This window comes from Neobacillus sp. WH10 (assembly GCF_030123405.1).
GTDB lineage: Bacteria > Bacillota > Bacilli > Bacillales > Cytobacillaceae > Neobacillus.
Genome location: NZ_CP126110.1, coordinates 709,705 through 730,271 on the forward strand (window position 1 = coordinate 709,705; position 20,567 = coordinate 730,271).

Here is a 20,567-nt window from a genome sequence, read left to right on the forward strand (position 1 = left end):
CATACTATTAATAATTATTAGAAAACGGAGGATGTTGAATGAAGAAAAAGAGAGCGGCTGCCGGTATTTTAGCAGTAGGATTATTAACTGCAGTTCCTTGGACAGCAGGATTTGCAGAGGGTCCAAAATGGACAAACGTCAATGTATATGAAGAACAGGATGGTAGTAAGTTTAATAGTGAAAACTATGACTTTGTGAAATTCTCGCAAATCGGTACAAAATTGAAAGCCATCGAGAAACAGTCTAACCGTGTTAAAGTTGAAGTTCGCGGTACGTCAGCGGATGGACATCCTCTATATGTCGTTACGATTGCTGACCCAACAACGCAAGGAAAGTTTGGAAAAATCCAGGCCTTAAGAAAGCAAATGTTTAAAAACCCGGGAAAAGCTCAAGATTGGATTGTGGATAATCCGGACTTTAAAGTTCCAATCATGATCAATGGTTCCATCCATGGCACGGAATTCGCTGGGACCGACGCTCTCCTCCAGTTAATTGAACGTTTTGCAACAGAAAATGACCAAGAGACGAAAAATATCCTCGCCAACAACATCCTTATATTCAACGTCGTGCAAAACCCGGACGGACGTGTCGATGCCACTCGTTTTAATGGCGAAGGAATTGACTTGAACCGTGATTTTATTACACAATCCCAGCCAGAAACAAGAGAAACTGTTGACCTTATTAAAGAATGGAACCCGATGGTATTTCTTGATACGCATGGATACGTGAAAAACTATGCGCCAAACCTACAGGGATTAATTGAACCATGTACACCGCCGCATAATCCAAACTACGAGTATGATTTATATAACAAGTGGGCCTATAAACAGGCTGAAGCGATGGAAGCTCAGATAATGAGCCAAAAGGATAAATTTTCATCAAATAGTTTATATCAAAATATGAAAGGCGTTTACGTTCCACAGCGTAATGATCAGGACGGATGGGATGATTATCCGCCAATCTTCACGCCTATGTATGCGATGTACCATGGTGCATATGGACATACTTTAGAAACACCAACGAATGATTGGGACGGCGTCCGCTGGATGTATAACGCCATTATCGGTGCGCTTAATTTTGCTACAGAGAACAAGCAGTCCATGATTACGGACCAAATTGAAATGTTTAAACGTGGGATTAATTTTGATCATCCGTTCCATAAGGATGGTTTTTTCCCTAAAGCCTATATCCTTCCAGTTGATGAAAAAGACCCTACTGTAACGCAAAAAGCTGTCAATCATTTAATTAATAATGACATTGAAGTGGTTCAAGCACCGAAAGCATTTGTCGTAGATGGAAAATCATATCCTAAAGGAACGTACATCGTTAAGATGGATCAGGCCAAGGCGGGATTAGCCAACACCATGCTTTGGGACGGAGAAGACATCACAAACGATACTGCTGCGATGTATGATATTTCAGCATGGAGTTTACCGGAACTTTGGGGCTTTAAAGCAGTGGCGACACAAAGTTCTATTGATGTGACAACAACAAAAGTAAACAAAATTGCCGAGCAAGGATCCGTATCCGGCAAAGGTCCATTCTTAATTCCGAATAGCTCTGTCAAATCCATCGAGCTAGTAAATACGCTGCTTAAACAAGGTGTCGAAGTTAAACGTGATGTTAAGGGCAACTATTACACAGAAGCAGCAGGCAATACTATATCAAGTGCTGTGAAAGCATCTGGCTTGCAGATTGAAAGCATCTCTAAAGTACCGGCTGATGCAACGGTATTATCAAGTTTAAAAGTAGCTATTTTAAAGGACGGCGGAATGGGGAAAGTCCAGTCTAACAGCGGGACAAAGTTAGCCTTGAAACGACTTGGCTTCGATGTGACCGAAGTGTCACCGGTTGAAGTAGCAGAAAACGGAGTTAACGGTTTTGATGTCTTTGTTTATAGTGGCACAGCTTCCTTGATATCCTCAAACTTAAGCGAGGCAAACAAGGAATTTGGTTTACGTGACAAGGCACAAGAAGCTAAGTTGAAAGCGAACATTACGAACTTTGTTGCCAACGGTGGCAAATATATTGCAGTAGGATCAAGTGCATCACAGGCCACGAAAACCCTCGGACTAACAGATGACACCATTAATGTGGGAGGATCTAATAGTAACGGAATTGTGAAGGTTAACTATGAAGGCACTAGTTTAACTGCCGGTTATGGTCAGAATGATCTTGGGTTTGTCTATCGCCCAGCATGGTATACCAATACTGGAAACGATAAAGTAGTCGCAACTTATGATAACAGTAACGATTTCTTCGTAGCTGGACATTGGAGAAATAACGCTTCTGCCAAAGGTCAGGCAGTTATGGTCAAAGAGCAGGATAAAGACGTAACCTTGATTGGTTTAGAAGCAGGCTTCCGTGATCATACGGACTACCTGTTCCGCCTGTTATCCAATGCAATTTTTGAAAAATAAAAGGCTGGCATAGTACCGGCCGTTTATCAGCAAATCGTTTTGTCAGCCTATTAAATTTTTTAAAAAATAATATGATAGAAAGAGCCTGGTTCTGCAATGAATCAGGCTTTTTCTTGTAGTAGAGAGTTTATTTTGAAAAGTGCTAACAGAGGCATAGTAGAAATGCTATCAAATTCAACGCTTCTAAAGAAAAAGAGCTGACCTTCTAAGGCCAACCCCTTTCTGCCGGTTATTTAATTGTAATGGTTGCAGAGCTAAAGTTATTCCCGTTGCCTAATGGATTGTAATTCTTTTCAATGTTTCCGGCGGAGTCCACAGCGAAATAATTGATGGTTGTTGTTTTTTCAATTTTTAACGTTTCTGCAAATTCGCGGGTTCCGCTTAATCTGATTTTAGCTGATTGGAAGGTAGGGCGGCTGCCGTCAAGTGTATAATAGACGGTGGCTGGCTCACTTGTTTCAATCTTAACATCAACTGGGCCTGTGTATTTACCGTTTCCAGGTGTTGCTTTGGAGGAAGGCCTCTGATGGTCTTTCGCATTATTATAGGCTACTTTAATCAAACTGATTAAACCGTTAGAAAATTCCATTGCTTCTTCATGACCTTCTGCAAATGATGGCTGGAAGCCAACTGCCTGCCATCTTTTCGTATCCTTATTCCATAAATCTGCCCCTACTTCGAAGTTCCAAGCGTAAATCCCTTTTTCATACCAAAGGTAGTCTGCGGAGTTGCCTGCAGCAGAGTACAGTACATCAGGAATTGGGCCGGTACGGCTTGGAAGAATAACCGTTCCGCGGTGATCCTGTATGTCATTTAAGATAACATCAGATGCTGCCCAATAGAAGGCTTCTTCCCCAGCAGACGGACGTGGCAGGGTTGTACGTTTTGCATCGTAAGCACCTGGTGACCACATGAAGTAGCCGCCATAGCTATGAATATTCATCGCAAATTTGATGTTTGGATTTTGGTCAGCAAGCCAGACAAGGTTTCTCGCTTCTGGTTCAGAGTTTTCAGATGGACCGGCGTAAGTTTCGCTTCGGCAATTTGTTATCGATGCGCCGATATAGCCATCAAATGCGGAGCCGACAGAGTGGTTGCGATTAAGGTCAACTCCCCAAGAATTACGGTATCCTGGATCAGCTTCGGCAGGACTGCAGTGGTTTGTCATATTTTTGCGCTGCATATTGTAATCAAAAAAACTATAATTGGCACCATCAGGGTTTACAGATGGAACTAGGAAAATATCCAGGTTATCAACAAGTTTTCTTGTTTCACTATCATGGTTGTAGTTTCGCAGCAGTCGTTCCGCCGTTTCAATGGTCACGAGAGGTGTCACCCATTCACGGGCATGCTCCTGAGCGTAACCAAGGACACCTGGCTTGGAACCGTCACGATGCTTCCCGATTCGGATTGCCTTGACCGTGAAAGGATCACGGGAAACATCCGCAGGTGCGTTTAGGTTGTCCGTTAATTTCGCGGTCGCTGGTGCAACAACACCAGCTCCAGCATTGCCGCGATATGTAGTCGCGGTGATAAGTTGGCCAGCATTGGCATTTAGTGCGCTTACCACTTGTGCGGCAGTACTTGTAGGTTTGCCAGACGAATCAGTAGCTAAATCTACTAAAATCTTTTTACCATCGACAGTCACTTTTAGTGGTGCATTATTAGTTCCAGGATTTTTGAATTCTACCGATATATCATTACCGCCCTGATACCCCCATGCTTTTGAGGAAACAACGACTGCGAGATTGGTCGTGCCGCCAATGGTTGCCTGGGCAAGACGTCTGTATCCGTTTGTTTTGGTTGGCATGTCAATGATTTCTACTAAATTAGGGAATTCTTTTGCTAGTTTTTCAGCACGTGCATATAATTCTTTTGGGGCCATATAGTGGTCAACAAAATCCGTGACATAATCTGTTTTTGGATGTTTCGGTTCCTGGCCTAGCCATTCAGTAACAGAGCTTACAGCTGTTCCGCCAAGATTACTTTCAATTTTGACGGATGAAGGAATGGCGCTAACTGGCAGAAGCAAATAGTGATATAAATATTCACCGTAATCTACCAATCTAGAAAGTGTGGCGGATTTTTCCTCGCCGTTCTCGGTCCAAGTTGCTTTAAGGGCTGTGCTTGCTGTTGCTCCGGCGCTCGATTTCACTTCGAGATACAGGAAGGTGGCGGATTGATTGGTAAAATGATTTGCTCGAAGAACTTTAAGTGTATCCTCAGACGCAGCCAGATTCGCTTGCAGCTGAACAGCAGCTTGCCGCTCTGCCACTCGTGCATTCCATTGGTTTTCTGTGATTAGAGTATCCTTTACATTGATACCAAAAGTCTTTAGCATGGCAATTTCTGATGGTGTAACAACAGCATCCACTTCATAGACACCATCGTGTTCTTCGATTCTGTGGGTAAGGTCTATGCCAAGCTCGAGAAGCTTGTCCTTGGCCTTATCATTCGGTACTACTAGTTGAACAATTGAGACAGATTCTTCCTTAGGAATCGGCTGGTCAGGCTGTTCGACCGCTCTAGCCGGAATACTAAGGCCTGGGTAAAATGTGGAGAACCCCAGTCCGGTTACGGTAGTCATAACCAATAGATTCCTTTTCCATTTCTGTTTTTTTGTTTTTGCCAAAAAACTGCACCCCCAAATTACAACAAATTTTAATACAAGCTTATTGTAAATTGAATATTCTTGATATTGTGTCGTAAAATCAGGGGCAGATTAAATTTCGCTCTACAAAAATTTTATTGGGAAGATATAATACTTTATTTTTGTATATTAAAGCATAGGTTGTTTCACCTATTTAAAAAGGCCTGTTAAACTCTATTACTCTATTAATTTTTGAAGTGTAAAATTACTAGATTTTATTCCATAATACTATCCAAAAATAGTCAATAGGTGATTGGCTGTTTTTTTTGTTGCTTTCTGTGTAGTTTTGTAAAAGGAAAGTTGTTCTATTACTTGTGGGATTCCATCATTCTATTGTGACACTGGTTTTCAGGTGACATGCAAGGTGTTGAGCGTGCCAGACAGACGAAGCCATGTTTTTGGAGAATGGGCTCGCTCATGGAGCTGGCATCGACCATTAGCAATTGATAGCCTGCTGCTGCTGCATCACGGGCACGGATTCCAAGCAACGAGCTATAATAACCTCTTTTCCGGAATTCCAATAATGTTGAACCTCCCCATAGACTTGCGAAAGGTGTGTCTTTATGTAGGTACATCCATGCTGCGCTGACAGCTTTTCCATCCACATAGGCAGCATATGCTGATAAGTGGACCGAATCATTTTGAAAATCCTTTAAAAGCCGCTCGCCCAGTTCTTGGTGACTTGCTCCCCACACTTCATCCTCAAGCCTCATAATATCCCATATTCCCTGTTCATTTGTGATTTGCTTTATTTCTGGCTGAGCAGGAATGTGAAGAAAATGCTCACTCTCATTTAAATCAATTACCATCAGAGCTTCTTGGTCTTCGATGGAAAAGCCTCGAGATCGCAATTTTTCCACTATGTCAATCGGCTGGTCGTAATCGAAAACCTTCCATTCAAATGATTGTTTTAATTGTGCAAAATAGGCTATCTGTTCTTCAATTACAGTATCGACGTTTGTCTCATTCATTTCCGAATAGATTACAGATCCGGGTTCGTTTGTAGATGAAATCTGCCGTATAACTGTATTGGTTCTTTCTCTAAGAGAACCTGGGTAGGTTATTTCAATTCGTAAATGCTTATTAAAAAGCTCAAGTATCTTTTCTTTATTCATTTGCAGCCTCCTCAACGGTCATTGAATTCTTTCGCTTCATGAAAAGGGCTTTACTAATTATCATGATAGTCTATTTCTTTGAAAAAATGTGGAAAAGTTTTACTGATTAAAGAAGGAAATTTTTTCAGTGGTATTCATGGTGAAAAATTAATGAAACGTTTGATTGAAAGAAGCAGAGCATTCATCTCCTAAATTTTTTGGGTTCTATTGTTAACTAATATTATTTTAGGTTGACAATGTCGTGTCCTAACATTTATTTTAGATTTATAACAATCAATTATATTTTAGGGTGGGAGAAAGAAGATGAAGAAGTTTAGGGCACTTGATTTAACACTTGCGGGAATGTTTGTGGCCTTGATGGCAATTGGTGCAAACATTGCTACTATTGTTCCTTTTTTGCATGTTGGCGGGGTTCCGATTACACTGCAAACCTTTTTTGCTATTTTAGCAGGAGCCATTTTGGGCAGCCGCTTAGGATCTATTGCAATGATTGTTTATATGTTAGTAGGTATAGTAGGGGTTCCAGTCTTTGCTGATTTTATCGGAGGGCCATCCATCATCTTCCGGCCTACCTTCGGCTTTATTATTTCCTATATTTTCACAGCCTTTATTATTGGAAAAATTGTCGAGAAGAAGAAAAGTATGGCTGCCTTTATCATAGCTGCTCTAATCGGAATGGTCGTAAACTACCTTTTCGGGACAAACTGGATGTACTTTGCTTATAAATTCTGGGCAGCAGCACCAGAAGGATTTACATACAAAATGGCATGGTTATGGATGGTTGCACCGCTGCCAAAGGATATCGTCCTAGCCGTCTTAGCGGGAATAATGGCTCATCGCTTGGAGAGAACCGTCCTATCAAAAGGACAATTCAAACATTTAAAGCGCGTTTCCTAATGGCGTCAGGCACCACAAAAAGACACTGTCCGCGTGGGGTGGACACGAAATTTGGTGCTGACACTATAATAATAAGAAGCGGCTGGACTGCTTCTTTTATTAGCTGATAGGAAAGGATAATTTTCGTATCGGCATAAGTACAACTATGCCTCTGTCTTCGCCTTAAGACTCGCCAATCGGCGAGTTTTCTTTATGTTCACTGACTTGATTTAACAAGGGCATTTTGGCATTTTTTAATTCATAAAAGTAATCGAGCATCTATTCGCTGGAAAGTTCATACATTGTCATATTTCTGTGAATTTGTTAATTTATATCAGTATATAAAAAATTAAGGTAGAAGGGGATGAGTAGATGAAAATAATCGAAAGCTTCGTAAATGGGACAAATACATTACTTTGGTCATATGTTCTAATTATATTATTAATAGGGTCAGGGATATATTTTACTTTCCGTACAAAGTTTGTCCAATTCCGAATGGTGGGAGAAATGTTTCGCCTAATGGGTGAAGGGGCAACGGGTGATAAGAAAGGGATATCATCCTTCCAAGCTTTTTGTATCAGTACGGCTTCACGTGTAGGAACAGGGAATCTTGCGGGGGTAGCAATTGCCATCACGACTGGCGGACCAGGAGCCGTATTCTGGATGTGGTTAATCGCTTTAATCGGCTCGGCTTCCGCATTTGTAGAAAGCACACTGGCGCAAATTTTTAAGGTGAAAGATGGTGACACCTTCCGAGGCGGCCCCGCCTATTATATGGAGAAGGCGTTAAATGCCCGCTGGATGGGAGTTACATTTGCGGTCTTAATTTCGCTTACATTTGGACTTGCCTTTAACTCCGTACAAGCGAACACAATTACAAGCTCGTTAAACAATTCATTTGGGTTCAATAAAACGGCAATTGCGATTGGTCTGTCAGTTATTACGGCAGTTATCATTTTTGGAGGACTTAAGCGGATTGCTAAAGTGGCTGAGTGGATGGTTCCAATCATGGCAGGTGCTTATATATTAATAGCTTTATATATTATGGTAACAAACATATCTGAACTTCCTGGCGTTTTTAAGTTGATTTTTGAAAGTGCCTTTGGCATTAAAGAAGTGGCCGGGGGAGCAATTGGCGCTGCGATGATGAACGGAATTAAACGCGGACTGTTTTCAAACGAGGCAGGCATGGGTAGTGCGCCGAATGCAGCTGCAACGGCAAATGTCAGCCACCCTGTTAAACAAGGATTGATTCAATCTCTTGGGGTATTTGTCGACACCCTCGTTATTTGCAGCTCGACTGCCTTTATTATTCTTTTATCAGGACTTTATACGTCTAAAGAGAGTAACGGTATTATCTTAACGCAAAATGCCCTTGAGGGGTCATTAGGGTCATGGGCAGGTATTTTCCTTGCTTTCATCGTATTATTATTTGCCTTCAGTTCTGTTGTAGGGAATTACTATTATGGTGAATCAAATATTGAATTTATTAAAAATAACAAGATTGTTCTAAACATATACCGTGTGGCTGTTGTTGGAATGGTTGCATTCGGTTCATTAGCAGAGTTGAGCTTTGTCTGGAGCATTGCCGATTTATTCATGGGACTAATGGCAATTATTAACTTGATCGCGATTATTCTACTAGGAAAATTCGCCTTCGCCGCCCTAGCCGATTATAAAACGCAAAAGGCAAGCGGCCAAAACCCAGTATTCTACACCTCCAATATAGAAGGACTTAAAAACGTAGAAGCATGGGAAAACGCCCCAACAAAAGAAGACCAAATGAAAAAACTAGGCTAATATTGTGTTAATAGTGGTAAGGGTGTCAGGCACCACTTATGGACAGTGTCCTTGTGAGAAGGACAGTTGCACAAAAGCATCATCCATTGGATGATGCTTTTGTGCTGTTGTTTTGTTCGACTGCTCGATGCCGATTGTGTTTGATGAAGAAAAGGGCAGTCATGATAATGGATATAATCCCGAATAGAACGCACATGAGCTGCAAGCCGATAAGATCTAAAAGGAAACCGGTAAAGAGCAGGACAACCTGGAAGGTAATGCGGTCTAGCATGTTACGGAAGGAAAAAAAACGGCCGTGAAAATCCTTTGGTACCTTTGTTTGGAAAATAGTGGATGCAGTCGGGAAAAAACAGCCGACGGAAAAACCAAAAAATAAAAAAGCCAAGATGGTCAATAATGGCATGTATGCAAAATAAAGCAGCATCTGAGCAATGCCGATTATTATGGCGCTAGTAAACAAAATAATGTAAGGTGAAAGCTTAAAACTGATTTGTTTGATGAAAAAAGCCCCGAGCATAAAAGCGAGCCCTTCTGCTGTGTAGATCCATCCTTTAATGGCAGAACTATCCTGAATTTCGCTAATATTAATGACCATAAGATTGAAGCCCCCCAGAAATATAGTAGGTATGAGCGTCATCAATAGTGTCATGAAAACAATCGGAAGTCCCTTGATAATCGGAAAAACATCCTTGAAACTAGTTTTTTCTAGAGTGCTTTGCATAGCCGTCTTGATTCCTGGCTTTTCATCAATCTGTAAAAACCAGGTTAAGATAAACAGACCGAAATATGCCACAAGCGAACCGACATAAAGCAATGACAAAGGTATGATCACCAACAGAATTCCGGCAACTGCCGTTCCAATGATCCTTGATAGCGTTGAGACATTCATATGAACCCCGTTTAGCTGAAGCAAATCCTTATCTGCGACAATCAGTGGCAGTGCTGCTTGCAATGCCGGAAAATAGAACGCGGCTGAAATCTGAACCAAGACTAGGAATACGGCCATCCACCAAATGGAGCCTGTAGCAATGGCAATGAGCATAAAGATGACACTAAATGCCCGCACGAACCCAGCCATGAGCATTACCGTTTTCTTACTCATTTGATCAGTAAGCCTGCCAGCAGAAGGTCCAACGGCAATCCCAGCCAGCAGACCACCAGCTAAAAGAAGCGATTTGAAGAAATCTGAAGGCAGCTTCTCCTGCATGAATTCCAAGTTACCGATAATACCCAGCCACAATCCGAGACCAGCAATAAATTCCCCTGTTAATAAAATCCAAACATTTCTGTTTCTCCACATACTCACTAAGCCCTCAATTCTCAAGCAATTCTTAATAATACCAAAGATACAATAATATTCAAATTAATGAAAGAAAAAGGCAATTGTAAAAATACTAAAATAATATTGTTTTTTATTTCCAAATATAATATACTACATTACAACACTAATGCACTATGTAAGGGGGTGGAGAAAGCTTGCTTTTTAATCTGGACGGAACGAAACCGATTTATATCCAATTATCAGAGTGGCTGGAGAATGAAATATTGAACGGTAATTTCGAAAGTGATCAAAAGATATACTCCCAGTATCAGCTTGCAGAGATTTTTAATATTAACCCGGCAACGGCAGCAAAGGGGCTGAATATTTTGGCGGATGAGCAGATTTTATATAAAAAGCGCGGGCTTGGGATGTTTGTATCAAACGGTGCCAAAGAAATGATCCTAGCAAAGCGAAAAAATCAAACCTTGAAACGGCTAGTACAGGAAATTGTCCTAGAAGCGGGACGGCTGCAGGTAAGTAAAGAGGAATTAATCGAAATGATCAAAACGGCTGATATAAGGGAGGCAGAGAAATGAGTGTAATCGAGTGCAATGGATTGACGAAAGTGTATGGTGGAACAAAAGCGTTAAACAATCTTTCCTTCAAAATAGAAGAAAATAAAATTACTGGTCTCATCGGCAGGAATGGTGCCGGGAAAACAACACTGCTAAAAATTATCGCCGGGTTGTTACAAGAAACCTCTGGTGAACTAAAGGTTTTTTCTGAAAAGCCCTTTAACAGTCTGCAGGTTTCAGCCAATGTCATTTTCCTTCATGACCAAATGAATCTTCCCACAGCCTTAAATCTTAAGGAATTATTTGAGACGGCGGCCAGTTTCTATCCAAATTGGGACCATGAATTGGCGGATCGCCTTTTGGATTATTTCTCCTTAAACCCACTGCAGCATTATAACGGGCTCTCAAAAGGGATGAAAAGTACGTTTAACATGATTTTAGGCTTATCTGCCCGTGTTCCGTTAACGATACTCGATGAACCGACTTCAGGGATGGATGCGGCAGTAAGAAAGGATTTCTACCGTGCCTTACTCAAGGAATACATTGCCTATCCTCGTACCATCATTATTTCTAGTCACCATCTAAGTGAAATTGAGGACTTACTTGAAGATATTCTACTTGTAAAAGAGGGGAAAGAAATTCTTCATTTGCCAGTTGACGTTTTGAAGGAATGGGCAATTGGGCTTCAAGGGAAAACCACTGTTATTGATGAATGGACACAGAACGCAGAGGTCATTTATACAAAAAGCATCGGCATTGATCAGTCGTACGTTGTTGTTAGGAATCATTTTTCCGAAACAGAATGGCAGCGTGCTCGCAATGCCGGAATCGACTTTACACCGGTTACCTCAAGCGACCTATGTGTCTATTTAACTAGCAAAACGAAAGGGGGAATTGATGATGTCTTTAACAAAGGTTAGTCTGATCGACGTGGTGAAAAAACAATATGTTTTTAAGCTAAAGGCATACAGCCAGGTATTTATGTCACTGATTTTCCTCCAATTGTTAGCCGTTTTATTCTCAATGAACGGTGTGGGGAGTATGGGCAGCAGCGGAGGGAATGTTGAAGTACAAGTCAATTATTTTTCGTCTGATTTAGTTGTGGCCTTTACGATGCTATGGGGTTTTATTACCGCTATCCTTATTACCACAAAGGCATATCGAAACGATGACTTCGTATTTGTGGCCAATCGTGTCAGCAGTAATCTATCAAATGCAGTTTTTTTACTAACTACAAGTGTCGTTGGCGGGATTACAGCGATGCTGTCGTCCTATTTATTAAAAGTGATTATCTATTACTTTTTTAAAACCACGACGATTTTGGATGCGCCAATAGAATTGCTCTTGGGAATATTATCTACTACTCTATACGTCTTCCTATTTTGTGCGTTAGGCTATTTGGTCGGAACGCTTGTCCAGATTAGTAAAGTATTCACTGTCTTGTTACCGGCGGTCTTTTTCGGGGCATTGATTCTCGAAGGACTTAGCGGAAAAACGGGGACGGTCGCAAGCGTATTTGAATTTTTCTTTACCGAGTCATCGCTCGTTTTATTTATTGTGAAAATAATCGTGACTGCAGGATTGTTATTTTCTGGCGCATTTGTGTTGTCCAATAGATTGGAGGTCAGAGGATGATGTTGATGGTACCTCTGCTAATTACTGCTATTATCGTCATCGCTTTGGCAGTTTTAACAGCTAGAGCCGTGAATAAAAACGTATACAGGAAAGGAAAATATTCTTACAGTCAACGCGTTTGCTGGATATTCAGCGGATACGTGGCGGTCTTATTGATCTGTGTCGTTTTGGACACTGTCCACCCGGTAAAAATAGTAGACGAATGGAAAAAGGTAGATACCAAGGTACTTGAAAAAGAAAGCACTGTTTTATATGATACAGCGCTTGCTGGGAAAATTGCTAACGAGGGCGGTGAATTTCTGCGAAAAAAGTGGAACTTCGATTACAACGGGCAACAGCTTAACATAGCCGCAATTCAAGATGAATACTTAAACACATCAGTCGTTGTCGAAAGAAAGAATCATAATGATGGAAAAATCGAAGCTGCCTATTATCAAACAAGATCAAGCGTGAATGGGATGGATATTACAGAGCTCGCTAATCCTCCGGGTCTGGAATTAGCGGAGGATGGACTGTTACTGAGGAATCCAAAGAAAAGTAAAATTAAATTCTCAGAGTTTACAAACGTTTTCTCCGTAAAGCAATTTACCGAAGAGGATTTCTTCGGACATGACTCCCATTTTTCCGAGGGCCAAAGCATCTTGTACCTGCGAATCCCAAAAGACCTAGAACTAATCGACAAAACCAATATAAACCTGAATTATGTTGAGTGATGGTAATGATTAAAATATAGGCTCTGCTAAAGGTAAAAGCCACGAACAGGTTTGTGTTCTCGTTGCCAGGGACCGAACAAAAGTAACCATCTCCAAAGTTGCTTGTATGGGGCGTTTAATTTTAATATACAAGGAAAGGGAGGGCCGTGGAATGAGAGTTATATTCGAATTAATACGAATTATTTTGATATTTGGTCTTTTAGGGGGTATATTTTATTCCGTTCTAAATTATGTTTACAAATCATTAGGCGTAACCCAATATGAATGGTTAGGTTCTTTGGCTATTTTGTTATTGTTGTTTATTACTTATAGGAACAAATGGCAATTTAATGGTTGGTACAATGGAAAAGAGAAAGAAAAGCTACCTCAACAAGTTACTAATTTCTTAACATCAATCTCTGTACTATTATTAATTTTGCCTCCCATTGTCAATTACCTTTTACGGTAAATCACGAAAGTTTGGGGAAACCTGCTAAATGTGGGTTTCCCCTGAATTTTTGTAGGAAAATCAACATAAAAATTTAATAGAGCCAAAAAAATAAATAAGACAGGATAATGGTGTCAGTACCTAACATGGACAAATGTCTGTGTGTACTTGACACCTTTTCTGTTACAAGAGACATAACGGTATCTTAAGAACTGATGTTTTTACATTTGCTTCTATTTTATTTTGTTTGTGATAGAGTGGAAATATATTCAATACCATTTCAAAATGAATATTATGTAATTAAATTATTATATATCTATCTTGATCTTGGGGGGATTACGTTGGCAGTTGGTGAATTATGCAGAATACTAATCGTAGACGATGAAATATTAATTAGGCAGGGGATTAAGCACTATATTGATTGGGAGCAGGAAGGGTTTTTAATCGTAGGTGAAGCTTCCAATGGTCAAGAAGCGCTTGAAATAATAAAGATTGCCAAACCGCATATTATCATGACGGATATCGTGATGCCCATAATGGATGGGGAAGAGTTAACGAAAATCGTAAAAGAAAGATATCCACAAATTGAAATTATTATTCTAAGCAGTTTTGGAGAATTTGACTATGTACGGTCCACCTTCCAAAGTGGTGTTGTTGATTATATACTAAAGCCAAAGCTCGATGCACAAGGACTACTAAAAGTCTTAAAGACTGCCGCCAGCAAAATTCCAGCATTACAGAATATCGAAAAAGAGGGAGGCGCTCAACCCTCAATCGACCAAATTATCAATAAGTTGATTGCTGGTTATGAGGTCAATTATGAGCTAGATTCACTTTCCAACTTGTTCCCATATAGCCATTATTTTTTATTGGGACTTGATATAAAGAGGCATCCATCTAAAGATAGTGCCGAATTTACAATAGCACTTAAAGAAAAAGTGGAACAGGAACTTGATTTTAATTTGGAAGAGACTGCGTACTATTCTTTTATGTTCGATCAAAATGTAATCGTATACATTCTAAATATGAACAGGGAGAAAAGGGAAGACATAATACCCTTTGCTAAACAATTAGCTGAATGCGAGCATGGTATTGGATTCGTTCTGACAGAGGAATTTGAAGATTTCTCACAGATAGGAAGTATCTATAAAACAAGTCTTCTAAAGCTATTAAGCTATCGATTTTATCTCTCGTATCAACCATTATTATTAAAACAGGATTTGCCTGAGCAGCCTCCAACCTGTAACAGCTTTAATTTGGACTGGTTTACTAGTGAACTGAAGCGAAAACACTTTAATTCGGCTTTCCAGTATTTGCAGGATCATGTAACTACATTATCAAGGTGTTATACGACCGATATTTCTGAATATAAAGCTTTTTTTGGGAACATTATTTTTAACATCACGATTCTTCTAGGAAATATGGATTATGATGTGAAGGAATTAGAAGGCCGTAAGTATACGTATTTTAATTCTATAGATGAAGCATGTACAGCAGAAGAGACAGTCCAACTATTGAAATGTTTTATCGAAGAGGTAAATAAATGCTTAATCGCGCAGCCAAATCAGCTTGATAATATAAATATGAGGAAGCTGCTGGAATATATTATGGACCATTATGCAGAGCCGCTTACCCTGACAGAGGTAGCGAAACATTTCCACTTTAATCCTTCCTATCTATCAAGTTATTTTTCGACTCATAATAATGAAGGGTTTATTGAATATTTAAATAAAATCAGGATTGAGGAAGCAACTAAACTGTTAATTCATGAAGACATTAGTATCTCCGAAATCAGCGGTATGGTTGGTTATTCGGATCACAGTTATTTCTGTAAGGTTTTTAAGAAAATGAAGGGATTATCTCCGAGTCAATATAAAAGAAAACAAAACTTAAGATAAGAGTTGGTACAGATATGAATTTCATTCCTGATCGCTTTAAGCATAACGGCTTGTTTATTGTCATGTTCTTCATTACAGTCATGATCATTATTACAGTTTCCGTCACCATCACCTGGACGACCATTCGGATGTCGGAACAATTTTTTATCGAAAAGTTTAGCATTACCAACTCTAAAGTGATGAGTCAGGTAAAAGGAAGCTTTGAGTCGCTTAATTATTCAGTCGTCATCGCATCAAATAAGCTCCTTCAAAGTGGGAATATTAAAAGAATGCTGACAGAAGAGCAATCCAACGCAGAGAAAATGAGTTCTATTTATAGTATGTCTCAGCAGATGAAGCATGTTAAATCTATGTTAGACGCCTATGAAATCGAAATTGTTGTGGCGGGAAGAAATGGAGTCAATTATGTAACTGACCGTAATTTCTGGCCGATCTCTGATGAAGAACTGAAAATGAGTGCTATTACCGAGAATACACTAAAGGAACCAAAAAGGCTCATGTATCAATATGATCAACGTATGAATAAGACCACAGGACTAGAGGGGAGCAATGTGATTATTGCTTCCAAGGCATTCATGGACCGGATATCCGGGAAAGTTTACGGATCTATGTATTTGGCTATCCAAGAAAGCGAATTTAGAAAATTGTATTCAAGTTATACAAATCCCGGGAATGATGTGTTCATATTGGACAAGAATGGCTCCATTGTTTCAAGTAATCAAGCTAAACTGATTGGGCAAAAAGCAGACAATCTTCTTAGTTATGCGGCAAAAATAAATGACAATCCACATAAATACATCATTGAAAACTTTAGAGGCAAAGATCAAATTATTTTTATGGAATATCTACCATCCTTTGATATGTATTTGTTCAATGTAATTGACAAACAGAAAGCAGTCGGCGATTTAATTAACAAAAGGCAGATCGTCCTAATCTGTATTGGAATCGTTTTTGTTGCACTCATTATTGTGTTTCTCGCATCAAGGAGATTGACGAATTCCTTATCGAGGCTGGTTAAACAAATTGCAAATGCCCCGAAGTATGACTTTGATAAGTATGTTTCTGAAACGGGTACTTATGAAACAAGACAAATCGGAAATGCCTTTAACACGATGCTCGATGAGCTACATGAGTATGTGGATAAACTTGTGATAGCGCAAAAGCAGCAACGTAATGCAGAACTAGCTGCCCTGCAGCGGCAAATTAACCCCCACTTCCTTTATAATACGTTAACCTCCATTAAATTCATGGTACAACAGGGTGGGAAAGAAGATGCAGAAGCTACCATCAATGCGTTGATATCGTTGTTGCAAAATACAATTGGTAATGTCAATGAAACTATTACGGTGAAGCAGGAAGTAGATACCTTAAAAAATTATGTATTTATTAATCAAAAGCGATACGGAGATCGTATAAAAGTGAACTATTTCGTGGCACCGGATTGTATGGACCTCCCAATCCCAAAACTAATCCTTCAGCCATTTATAGAGAATTCATTCTTTCATGGTTTTAATCGTAAGCCTGAAGGATATATTAATGTTCTTATTTGGCAAGAAAGTGAAAAGCTGATTTGTGAAGTGGTAGATAACGGTGATGGAATGGAAGTCTCTTCAGAAAGCAAATTTCCTAGTACAAAGCAGAAACAGCAGCATTTCTCGGGTATCGGTGTACGGAATGTAAATGAACGTATTCAGCTGATTTATGGTGATCCATACGGTGTAACCATATCCAGTAAACTTGGTAAGGGGACAAAGGTTCGAATCGAACTTCCAATTAAGAATATATAAATATTTTCATAAAATCTAAAAATAATCCAAAGTAAACAATTGGAAGCGTATTCATCTCATAAAAATAATACAATCAATTAAAAATATCTTCCTAACTGTTACGTTCCGGCAGGTGATAACATAATCCTTGTAAGTTGGGTAGCGCTTACAAAAAAATTATGAATGCTTGGGGGAATATCAATGAAAAAAATACTAGCACTCTTTTTAGTTAGTATCTTAATGCTAACTGCCTGTTCTTCTGGATCAAAAGAGACAGATACTTCCAGCAAGGCAAAGGATTCAAAAGAAATAACGGTTTGGGCATGGGACCCGAATTTTAATATTAAGGCAATGAATCTAGCAAAGGACGCTTATAAATCAGAAAATCCAGATCTTAAGATCAAGATCGTTGAAAATGCCCAAGATGATATCGTTCAAAAGCTTAACACCAGTCTAAGCTCAGGTACCACTAAAGGGCTACCGAACATCGTATTAATTGAAGATTATCGTGCGCAAAGCTTCCTAAAAGCCTATCCGGATATGTTCCAAGAACTAACGGATTCTTTTAAAGCAGACGATTTTGCACAGTATAAAATGGCTCCAACCAGCCTAGATGGTAAGAACTATGGAATTCCGTTCGATACAGGGGTAGCTGGATTGTATGTTCGAACAGATTACTTAGAAAAAGCAGGATATAAAGTAGAGGATTTACAAAATATCGATTGGAACAAGTACATCGAGATTGGGAAAAAGGTAAAAGAAGCAACAGGCAAACCAATGCTTACACAGGATCCGAAGGATCTAGGTCTTATTCGGATGATGATTCAATCAAGCGGTTCCTGGTATTTGAAGAAGGATGGCACAACACCTGACCTAGCAAACAACGCTGCACTTAAGGAAGCATTCAAAACGTATAAAGATCTATTAGATGCTAATTTAGTGAAACCTGTTTCTGACTGGAGTCAGTTTTTAGCAGGCTTTAATAAAGGTGATGTCGCCACTGTTCCAACGGGTAACTGGATTACACCTTCCATCAAGGCCGAAGCATCACAATCAGGTAAATGGGCAGTCGTTCCAATGCCAAAACAATCCGGTATTGAAGGTTCTGTGAATGCAACCAACTTAGGCGGAAGCTCTTGGTATGTGCTTAACGTCCCAGGTAAAGATAAAGCAGTTGACTTCCTTGCTAAGACATTCGGTTCCAACGCTGATTTCTATCAAACCTTAAATAAGGAAATGGGTGCTATCGGTACATACAAACCAGCAGCAGCAGGAGAAGCTTATAAAGCTGCAGACGATTTTTTTGGCGGCCAGAAAGTGGTTGAAGATTTCTCTAAATGGACAGAGAAGATTCCTCAAGTAAACTATGGGATGCATACGTATGCGATTGAAGACATTTTAGCAGTCGGAATGCAAGACTACCTAAAAGGTAAAGATCTAGACAAAGTGTTAGAAGATGCCCAAAAGCAAGCAGAAGAACAAATTAAATAACAAAACAAGCAAAAAGGAACACATCAAATCAATATTTATAAGAAAATAAGCCTCGGAAATTCGCCGGCTTCTCCTATTCTGTTTAACGGAGCAATCTGATGTGTCAGGCGAAGTTCTGAGGCTCTTTTCTTTTACTAACAATGTGAGGAGTTGACAATTGTGATAACAGCAAAAGCAAAACATAGCCAGAGCCTGCAAACAGCAAAATCAGGCCGGAAACTTCGAGCAAAAAACGCTGTTATTGGCTGGTCCTTTGTTCTAGTTGCTGCCGTGTTGATCTGTTTGTTTTATTTCTACCCAATGATTCAGGCGCTTATTATGTCTTTTCAAACAGGATCTGGTGCCAATTTAACATTTACCGGTTTTGATAATTATGTACGTTTATTTAAGGATCCAACCTTCCTAACCACAGTAAAAAATACGGTGATCTATTTAATCATTCAAGTACCAATAATGATTTTGCTGGCTCTGTTTCTTTCTGTTTTATTAAATAATAAATCGTTGAAGCTAAAGGGATTCTTTCGAACTGCTATTTTTTTACCATGCGTAACCTCTCTTGTTGCTTATTCCGTTATCTTTAAATATTTGTTTGGTCAAGATGGAATTGTTAATATCATGTTAATGAAGGTTTCACTTATTTCGGAGCCGATTCAATGGCTTACAGATCCTTTTTGGGCAAAAGTTGCGATTATTATAGCGATCACTTGGCGCTGGACAGGGTATAACATGATATTCTATTTATCCGCTCTGCAAAATGTCGATGAATCTATCTATGAAGCGGCAAAAATTGATGGTGCGTCATCGGTTCAACAATTTTTTAAAATCACAATTCCAATGTTAAAGCCGATTATTCTATTTACCTCAATTACCTCAACGATTGGTACGCTTCAGCTATTTGATGAAGTCATGAATATTACCAAGGGCGGGCCAGGAAATGCGACGATGACGATTTCTCAGTACATTTACAATTTATCGTTTAAATATACCCCTGATTTTGGCTATGCCGCCACTGTTTCTTATGCCATAGTCATTATGATCGTCATCTTCTCTATCATTCAGTTTAAAGTAGCAGGTGATAAAAATGAGTAACCTTAAACGAATATTCAGCTATACAGTCCTTATCATTGCATCCATTGTTTCCATCTTTCCATTTCTATGGATGATAGTAAGCTCGACAAATAAATCTGTTGAGGTCACGAAGGGGAAGTTATTGCCGGGCAGTCATTTTATCGAAAATCTTCACAATCTGCTGGACACCGTTGATCTTGTACCTGCATTAATGAATTCGGCGAAGATCTCGATCACCACAACCATTCTTGGCATGTTAATTGCCTCATTGGCTGGCTATGGATTTGAAATTTTTAAAAGTAAGTCTAAGGACTTTTTGTTCAACTTCTTGCTGCTTTCCATGATGATTCCTTTTGCGGCTTTAATGGTACCGTTATTTAGGATGTTTGGGAATATTTCTCAAAATATGCCGATGATTGGGATTGATACAATGTCAGCAGTCATTTTACCGACGGTTACTACCGCTTTTCTTATCTTTTTCTTTAGACAAAGCACAAAGATGTTTCCAAAGGAAATTTTAGAAGCTGGAAGAATTGATGGCTTATCGGAATTAGGTATATTCCTCCGGATTTATGTTCCTACAATGAAAACAACCTATGCAGCAGCGGCTATCATTACGTTCATGGCCAGCTGGAATAGTTATTTGTGGCCGCTAGTTATTTTGCAATCACCTGAGAATCAGACAATTCCGCTGCTTATCTCAAACCTCGGATCAAGCTACTCACCCGACTTTGGAATGAATATGACAGCCATTGTTATTGCAACCCTGCCAGTTGCACTCATTTTCTTCATAATGCAAAAGCATTTTGTTGCTGGTATGATGGGTTCCGTGAAATAGTTCGATTGAAAAAGTAAGTAGATAGGATGTGTAA

Annotated in this window: 15 protein-coding genes; 12 read left to right on the forward strand and 3 right to left on the reverse strand. The window is 39.6% G+C overall.

The window, feature by feature from the left end:
- Nucleotides 1-38 precede the first annotated feature (38 nt).
- Nucleotides 39-2,420, forward strand: a complete 2,382-nt coding sequence (locus QNH20_RS03315) for a M14 family zinc carboxypeptidase (protein WP_283921513.1) — start codon at nt 39-41, stop codon at nt 2,418-2,420.
- 229 nt (nt 2,421-2,649) lie between these two features.
- Here the strand turns inward: QNH20_RS03315 and QNH20_RS03320 are convergent, their stop codons facing one another.
- Together QNH20_RS03320 and QNH20_RS03325 are read right to left on the reverse strand one after the other, a co-directional pair.
- Nucleotides 2,650-5,052: a M14 family metallopeptidase gene (locus tag QNH20_RS03320; protein ID WP_283921514.1), complete on the reverse strand. Its 2,403-nt coding sequence runs from the start codon at nt 5,050-5,052 to the stop codon at nt 2,650-2,652.
- Between the two features lie 326 nt (nt 5,053-5,378).
- Complete coding sequence (locus QNH20_RS03325; protein ID WP_283921515.1) at nt 5,379-6,185, reverse strand: GNAT family N-acetyltransferase; 807 nt, start codon at nt 6,183-6,185, stop codon at nt 5,379-5,381.
- 303 nt (nt 6,186-6,488) lie between these two features.
- On the opposite strand from QNH20_RS03325, the gene QNH20_RS03330 reads away from it, so the two are divergent.
- A complete protein-coding gene (locus tag QNH20_RS03330; protein WP_283921516.1) occupies nt 6,489-7,082 on the forward strand; it encodes a biotin transporter BioY in 594 nt (197 codons plus the stop codon).
- 351 nt (nt 7,083-7,433) lie between these two features.
- Nucleotides 7,434-8,861 (forward strand): alanine/glycine:cation symporter family protein, encoded by a 1,428-nt coding sequence (locus tag QNH20_RS03335; RefSeq protein WP_283921517.1) that lies wholly within the window; start codon nt 7,434-7,436, stop codon nt 8,859-8,861.
- 79 nt (nt 8,862-8,940) lie between these two features.
- Here QNH20_RS03335 and QNH20_RS03340 read toward each other — a convergent pair whose 3' ends face one another.
- Nucleotides 8,941-10,161: an MFS transporter gene (locus QNH20_RS03340; protein WP_283921518.1), complete on the reverse strand. Its 1,221-nt coding sequence runs from the start codon at nt 10,159-10,161 to the stop codon at nt 8,941-8,943.
- Between the two features lie 176 nt (nt 10,162-10,337).
- On the opposite strand from QNH20_RS03340, the gene QNH20_RS03345 reads away from it, so the two are divergent.
- The 9 genes from QNH20_RS03345 to QNH20_RS03385 all read left to right on the forward strand — a co-directional run bounded on the left by QNH20_RS03345 (nt 10,338) and on the right by QNH20_RS03385 (nt 20,533).
- Nucleotides 10,338-10,718: a GntR family transcriptional regulator gene (locus tag QNH20_RS03345; protein WP_283921519.1), complete on the forward strand. Its 381-nt coding sequence runs from the start codon at nt 10,338-10,340 to the stop codon at nt 10,716-10,718.
- A complete protein-coding gene (locus QNH20_RS03350) occupies nt 10,715-11,617 on the forward strand; it encodes an ABC transporter ATP-binding protein (RefSeq protein WP_283921520.1) in 903 nt (300 codons plus the stop codon). Before QNH20_RS03345 ends, QNH20_RS03350 begins: the two co-directional genes overlap by 4 nt.
- Nucleotides 11,595-12,332 carry a hypothetical protein gene (locus QNH20_RS03355; RefSeq protein ID WP_283921521.1) on the forward strand — a complete coding sequence of 246 codons (738 nt, stop codon included), beginning with the start codon at nt 11,595-11,597 and terminating at the stop codon, nt 12,330-12,332. Before QNH20_RS03350 ends, QNH20_RS03355 begins: the two co-directional genes overlap by 23 nt.
- A complete protein-coding gene (locus QNH20_RS03360) occupies nt 12,329-13,045 on the forward strand; it encodes a hypothetical protein (RefSeq protein ID WP_283921522.1) in 717 nt (238 codons plus the stop codon). The genes QNH20_RS03355 and QNH20_RS03360 overlap by 4 nt, the downstream gene beginning before the upstream one ends.
- 768 nt (nt 13,046-13,813) lie before the next feature.
- Nucleotides 13,814-15,370: a response regulator transcription factor gene (locus QNH20_RS03365; protein ID WP_283921523.1), complete on the forward strand. Its 1,557-nt coding sequence runs from the start codon at nt 13,814-13,816 to the stop codon at nt 15,368-15,370.
- Between the two features lie 14 nt (nt 15,371-15,384).
- Nucleotides 15,385-17,157 (forward strand): sensor histidine kinase, encoded by a 1,773-nt coding sequence (locus tag QNH20_RS03370; RefSeq protein WP_283921524.1) that lies wholly within the window; start codon nt 15,385-15,387, stop codon nt 17,155-17,157.
- A 180-nt stretch (nt 17,158-17,337) separates the two neighbouring features.
- On the forward strand, nt 17,338-18,627 hold the full coding sequence (locus QNH20_RS03375) for an ABC transporter substrate-binding protein (RefSeq protein ID WP_283921525.1): 1,290 nt from the start codon (nt 17,338-17,340) through the stop codon (nt 18,625-18,627).
- A gap of 192 nt (nt 18,628-18,819) precedes the next feature.
- The gene (locus QNH20_RS03380) at nt 18,820-19,716 is read left to right on the forward strand and encodes a carbohydrate ABC transporter permease (RefSeq protein WP_283923336.1); all 897 of its coding nucleotides are present in this window, start codon (nt 18,820-18,822) and stop codon (nt 19,714-19,716) included.
- A complete protein-coding gene (locus QNH20_RS03385; protein ID WP_283921526.1) occupies nt 19,709-20,533 on the forward strand; it encodes a carbohydrate ABC transporter permease in 825 nt (274 codons plus the stop codon). Before QNH20_RS03380 ends, QNH20_RS03385 begins: the two co-directional genes overlap by 8 nt.
- Nucleotides 20,534-20,567: the final 34 nt, after the last annotated feature.

What these genes read in the sequence shown, in the direction of transcription:
- QNH20_RS03315 (WP_283921513.1), top strand. Translation starts at nt 39, where the DNA reads ATGAAGAAAAAGAGAGCGGCTGCCGGTATTTTAGCAGTAGGATTATTA.
- QNH20_RS03325 (WP_283921515.1), bottom strand. Translation starts at nt 6,185, where the DNA reads ATGAATAAAGAAAAGATACTTGAGCTTTTTAATAAGCATTTACGAATT.
- QNH20_RS03330 (WP_283921516.1), top strand. Translation starts at nt 6,489, where the DNA reads ATGAAGAAGTTTAGGGCACTTGATTTAACACTTGCGGGAATGTTTGTG.
- QNH20_RS03335 (WP_283921517.1), top strand. Translation starts at nt 7,434, where the DNA reads ATGAAAATAATCGAAAGCTTCGTAAATGGGACAAATACATTACTTTGG.
- QNH20_RS03340 (WP_283921518.1), bottom strand. Translation starts at nt 10,161, where the DNA reads ATGTGGAGAAACAGAAATGTTTGGATTTTATTAACAGGGGAATTTATT.
- QNH20_RS03350 (WP_283921520.1), top strand. Translation starts at nt 10,715, where the DNA reads ATGAGTGTAATCGAGTGCAATGGATTGACGAAAGTGTATGGTGGAACA.
- QNH20_RS03355 (WP_283921521.1), top strand. Translation starts at nt 11,595, where the DNA reads ATGATGTCTTTAACAAAGGTTAGTCTGATCGACGTGGTGAAAAAACAA.
- QNH20_RS03360 (WP_283921522.1), top strand. Translation starts at nt 12,329, where the DNA reads ATGATGTTGATGGTACCTCTGCTAATTACTGCTATTATCGTCATCGCT.
- QNH20_RS03370 (WP_283921524.1), top strand. Translation starts at nt 15,385, where the DNA reads ATGAATTTCATTCCTGATCGCTTTAAGCATAACGGCTTGTTTATTGTC.
- QNH20_RS03375 (WP_283921525.1), top strand. Translation starts at nt 17,338, where the DNA reads ATGAAAAAAATACTAGCACTCTTTTTAGTTAGTATCTTAATGCTAACT.
- QNH20_RS03385 (WP_283921526.1), top strand. Translation starts at nt 19,709, where the DNA reads ATGAGTAACCTTAAACGAATATTCAGCTATACAGTCCTTATCATTGCA.